The organism is Terrisporobacter muris, from assembly GCF_024621905.1.
GTDB classification, from domain to species: domain Bacteria; phylum Bacillota; class Clostridia; order Peptostreptococcales; family Peptostreptococcaceae; genus Terrisporobacter; species Terrisporobacter muris.
The window spans coordinates 1-4,911 of record NZ_JANKBY010000286.1 but is presented as its reverse complement, the minus strand read 5'-3'; the positions used below and the strand labels follow the sequence as shown (position 1 = coordinate 4,911).

At 28.8% G+C, this 4,911-nt stretch carries 5 protein-coding genes; 4 read left to right on the top strand and 1 reads right to left on the bottom strand.

Translation table 11 applies throughout. The features are described from left to right. Positions 1 to 76: 76 nt before the first annotated feature. From NSA58_RS16185 to hpt, 4 genes are all read left to right on the top strand, one after another. Complete coding sequence (locus NSA58_RS16185) at positions 77 to 226, top strand: hypothetical protein (protein ID WP_200886378.1); 150 nt, start codon at positions 77 to 79, stop codon at positions 224 to 226. Then, positions 226 to 1,998, top strand: coding sequence for a sigma-54 interaction domain-containing protein (locus NSA58_RS16180; RefSeq protein WP_039678656.1), 1,773 nt, complete (start codon positions 226 to 228; stop codon positions 1,996 to 1,998). Before NSA58_RS16185 ends, NSA58_RS16180 begins: the two co-directional genes overlap by 1 nt. A 213-nt stretch (positions 1,999 to 2,211) precedes the next feature. Next, positions 2,212 to 3,525 carry an L-cysteine desulfidase family protein gene (locus NSA58_RS16175; RefSeq protein ID WP_039678655.1) on the top strand — a complete coding sequence of 438 codons (1,314 nt, stop codon included), beginning with the start codon at positions 2,212 to 2,214 and terminating at the stop codon, positions 3,523 to 3,525. 69 nt (positions 3,526 to 3,594) lie between these two features. Next, complete coding sequence (gene hpt, locus NSA58_RS16170) at positions 3,595 to 4,134, top strand: hypoxanthine phosphoribosyltransferase (RefSeq protein ID WP_039678654.1); 540 nt, start codon at positions 3,595 to 3,597, stop codon at positions 4,132 to 4,134. 93 nt (positions 4,135 to 4,227) lie between these two features. Here hpt and NSA58_RS16165 read toward each other — a convergent pair. Then, on the bottom strand, positions 4,228 to 4,911 hold a 684-nt coding region (locus tag NSA58_RS16165; protein WP_330652590.1), incomplete at its 5' end, for a DUF488 domain-containing protein.

Genomic DNA, 4,911 nt, shown 5'->3' with positions numbered 1-4,911 from the left:
ATAATATAATAAAAGACTAGGTTAACCTAGTCTTTTATTATATATTAAGAAAAAATTATAATAAGGAGAGATAAGAGTGGAATTAGGTATTAATTTTACAATTGTAGGAGCTGTAATGTTATTTGTAATTCTTATAACTATACAAATAACACTAAATAGAATATATGTTATTCTAAAAGACATAAGATCTTTACTAAATATAAAAAAAACGAAGGATAGATTATAATGAATGGCTTAAAAGATATAAAAAATGATATTCAAAACATAGCTGAAGCTATGCTTTCGGTTTTAGACATTGATGTTACGATAGTTGATGAAAATTTAATAAGAATAGCTGGAACAGGAATTTATTTAGATAAAATAGATGAAAGAGTAAATGGATATTCGGCTTTTAAAAAATGTTTAGAAGAGCAAGTATTAATTTATATCGATGATTCAGAGCAAAATGATATTTGTAAAGAATGTTCTAATAATGGTAATTGTAAAGAGTATGCAGAGGTATGCTGCCCAATCACTCTAGATGGCTATGCTTATGGGGTAGTGGGTCTTATAGCATTTAACGAGGAGCAATCTTCCATAATAACAAATAACGCAAAAGATTTAACAAACTTTTTAGGCAAAATGGCTGACCTAATATCTAATAAATTAAAAGCTCAAAATAAAACAGAAGAGTTAGAACTAGAAAAGAAGAAGCTGGAGATATTGCTAAATGGTATGAATAAAGCTGTAGTATCAATAGATACTAGAGGTAATATTGATAAGTACAATGTGAAATTTAGAGATATTTTTAATATAGAGGATGAAGAATTAGAAAATGGAAATATTTTTCAATTATTAGATTTTATAAAAAAACCATCAACCTTAGATTTTGAAAAATATAAAACTGGTATTTTTTATTATAAGAAACAAGGAAGAAACTTAAAAGGAATATATAATATTAGTGAAATAGTAGTTAAAAATAAATTAAAAGGGTATGTTATTGATTTCATTGAAAATAAAGAAGCAATAAAAAACTACAATAAAATTAATAAGGATTATAAAATCACATTAGATAATATTATTGGAAATAGTGAAATAATGGAGCATACAAAACAAAAGGCATTAATTGCAGCTAAGTCTAATTCTACTGTACTTATAACAGGTGAAAGTGGAACAGGGAAGGAACTTTTCGCTAGGGCTATTCATAATCATAGCGATAGAACAGACTATCCTTTTGTGGCAGTGAATTGTGCAGCTATACCAGACAATTTATTGGAAAGTGAATTATTTGGGTATGAGGAAGGAGCTTTTACAGGAGCTAAAAAAGGTGGAAAACTAGGTAAATTTGAGTTGGCTCATAAAGGTACTATATTTCTAGATGAAATAGGAGATATGAGTCTTCATTTGCAAGGAAAGCTTCTAAGAGTGCTGCAAGAAAGAGAGCTAGACAAAATTGGAGGAAAGTCCAATATATTTATTGATGTTAGAGTTATTGCAGCTACTAATAAAAACCTAGAAGATTTAGTTAAAAACGGAAAATTTAGAGAAGATTTATATTATAGATTAAAAGTAATACCAATAACTTTACCAACTTTAAGAGAACGTAAAAATGATATTCCTTTATTAATAGATTATATGATAAAAGAATATGCTCATAAGCTAAACAAGGATGTAATTGGTATAGAAGATGATGCTAGCAAGACTTTGGTTGATTATACATGGCCAGGTAATGTTAGAGAGCTACAAAATATAATTGAATATAGTATAAATATGTCAACTTCATCTTTATTAACATTAGATATTATACCTAATAATATAAAAGCCATATATTATGATGAAAAATCACATAAAGAAGAGGAAATAAGAACGCTAGAAGATTTAGAAAAAGAAGAAATAAGAAAGGCTTTTAATAAATATAAACATTATAAAAAAGATAAGGAATTAGTAGCAAAGGCATTGGGAATATCGAGGGCTACTTTATATAGAAAACTTGAAAAATATAATTTAATCTCAAAATGATACTAAAATCTCATTTTGAGATTTTTTTTCGCGGTTTTGAGATTTATATAATTCTTAGCAATTAAATAACTTATAAAAGTATATAAATTTGGCTTGTTAATCTCATTTTTTTATTTATAAAATATTAAAAAGTTGGCACAAAATTTGCTATATTATATTTTGAGAGCAATACAAAAATAATAATTTATTTTAAATTACTAGGAGGATTATAAAATGAGAGATTTAAGAACGAATTTAGTTGATATATTAAAGGCTGAAGTAAAACCAGCAGTAGGATGTACAGAGCCAGTTGCCGTAGCATTAGCTTGTGCAAAAGCAAAAGAACTATTAGGAGAAGAAATAGTAAAACATAAAGTATTAGTTAGCCCAAATGTTTACAAAAATGCAATGTGCGTTGGAATACCAGGAACTAACAGATTAGGATTAAAAATAGCTGTTGCTATGGGATTTGTTGGAGGAAAGTCTGAGGACGGATTAACTTTATTAGAAGGATTAAGTGATGAGCAAGTTAAAGAATCAGAAAAATATGTGGATGAAAATCCAATAAGTATAGAGCCTTTAGATACTAAGGAAAAGGTTGTTATAGAAGTAAGATTAGAAGGAAAAAACAATACATCAAGAGTTATAATAAAAACTAAACATGATAACTTTGTATTCTTACAAGCAAACGATTTAGTATTATTAGATGAAGCTGATGGATTCGCAGAAAAAGCTGAAGTACAAACTATAGAGAAAAAAGAAAATATAATGGATACTATAACTATACAAGAAATAGTTAAAAACGTTGAGAATATGAATTTAGAAGATATTAAATTCTTATTAGATGGTGTAACTATGAATATGGATATGGCAAAATACGGATTAGAAAATGAAATCGGTATAGGTGTTGGTAGAGGTATAAAAGAATCTATGGAAGAAGGATTATTAGGAGATGGAATAATGACAGAGGCTATGCTTTTAACAGCTGCAGCATCTGATGCAAGAATGGGTGGAGCAAAACTTCCTGTTATGAGTTCAAATGGATCTGGAAACCATGGATTAACAGCGATACTTCCAATTGTTGCTTACGGCTTAAAATACCCACAAAGTGATGAAAGAATGGCAAAAGCTCTTGCTATATCTCATTTAGTAACTGCTTATGTTAAAAACTATACAGGAAGACTTTCAGCAGTTTGTGGCTGTGGTGTGGCAGCATCAACAGGAGCTAGTGCAGGTATATCTTGGTTAATGGATGGAAATATTAATCATATATATGGTGCTATAGAAAATATGATAGCTGACTTAAGTGGTATGATTTGTGATGGAGCAAAAGCAGGTTGTGCACTAAAATTATCTTCAGCAGCATCAGCAGCAGTTCAAAGTGCTGTTATAGCAAAACAAGGATACGCAGTACCACCACTTAATGGTATAGTTGGAACACAAGTTGAACAATCTATACAAAATTTAGGTAGAGTTAGTGATAAAGGAATGCAAATAACAGACGAAATAATATTAAATGTAATGAATGATATGAACAAGGTTGATTAAAACTATCTTGCAAAAGAAGTTAATCTTTTATAAAATGGAAATATCATCATTTATTTAGGAGGTTAATCAATGGATATTGATAAAAAAGTATGGGAAGTTCTATGCTCGGAAGAACAATTAAAAAATAGAATAAAAGAATTAGGAGAAGAACTTTCAAAAGATTACCAAGGTAAAAAATTAATGGTTGTATCTCTATTAAAAGGTAGCTTCATTTTCTGCTCTGATTTAGTTAGAGCACTAGATATACCAGTAAGAATAGAATTTATGACAACTTCAAGTTACGGACATGGAACAGCTTCTTCAGGAAGAGTTCAAATAGTAAATGACATAAAATCTGATTTAGAGGGATATGATGTATTAGTTGTTGATGATATAACAGATTCAGCTCATACTATGGCTCATGTTATGAATCATTTAGGATCTAAAAGCCCAGCAAGCATAAAATGTTGTGTATTACTGGATAAACCAAGTAGAAGAGAAGTAGACTTAGTGCCTGATTACTGTGGATTTACAATAGAAGATAAATTCGTTGTAGGATACGGATTAAACTATGGCGATTATTATAGAAATATACCATATGTATTTGCAGTAACAGATCAAGATAGATAATAAGATGAAAGGGGGGGTAACATTTTTGTTATCCTCCTTGAATTTTGTATAAATTTGTTTTAAAAAGATTTATATAAATAATGATTAGATTGTTTACTTATCATTTAACTTTTCTATTCTATACCCAATTTCTTTATTAGCTAGTTTGTAACTTTCATTAATCATATCATCTTTACTCATATCATTACCTAATAAAGCATCTATTGTAAGTTGATTTCTCTTATCAAAGTATTTTTCTAACAAAAGTTCTTCCAAATCAGTTTGTGATTTTAAGTTACCTTCGTGCATTATATGCTTTACATTAAAGCCTTCTTTTACCAGCTGTTTACCGACTAATATAGCTCGAGGGCATCTAATAGGATCTTGCATGGCGGCAAGTAGAACTATTTTGTATCCTTTGTCACAACCTACTTTCAATCTCTGTACACCTTTTTTAAAATCATCTTCTAAAATAACTTTTTCAAAGTCAGCATAGCCTTCCTTGTTATAACTTTTTCTAGTTTTTCTCTTGGCTCCAAATTCGTCAGCCATATAAATGTATGTGTAACCAAGTTTTTTTAGATTTTCCTGGAATAATTCTTTGTTATATTGGGTATTGTACTTGGAATAAGGAATAGCCCTTATATCAACAACACAATTTATGTTATATTTTTGTAGAATTTTTATTAATTTATCAAAAGGGTAATTAGAGTGACCTAGTGTATATATTTCTATTTCAATCACTTCCTTCATATGTTTGATTATATAAATATAATACCCTAATTTTCTTATGAAATA

What these genes read in the sequence shown, in the direction of transcription:
- NSA58_RS16180 (WP_039678656.1), top strand. Translation starts at nt 226, where the DNA reads ATGAATGGCTTAAAAGATATAAAAAATGATATTCAAAACATAGCTGAA.
- NSA58_RS16175 (WP_039678655.1), top strand. Translation starts at nt 2,212, where the DNA reads ATGAGAGATTTAAGAACGAATTTAGTTGATATATTAAAGGCTGAAGTA.
- hpt (WP_039678654.1), top strand. Translation starts at nt 3,595, where the DNA reads ATGGATATTGATAAAAAAGTATGGGAAGTTCTATGCTCGGAAGAACAA.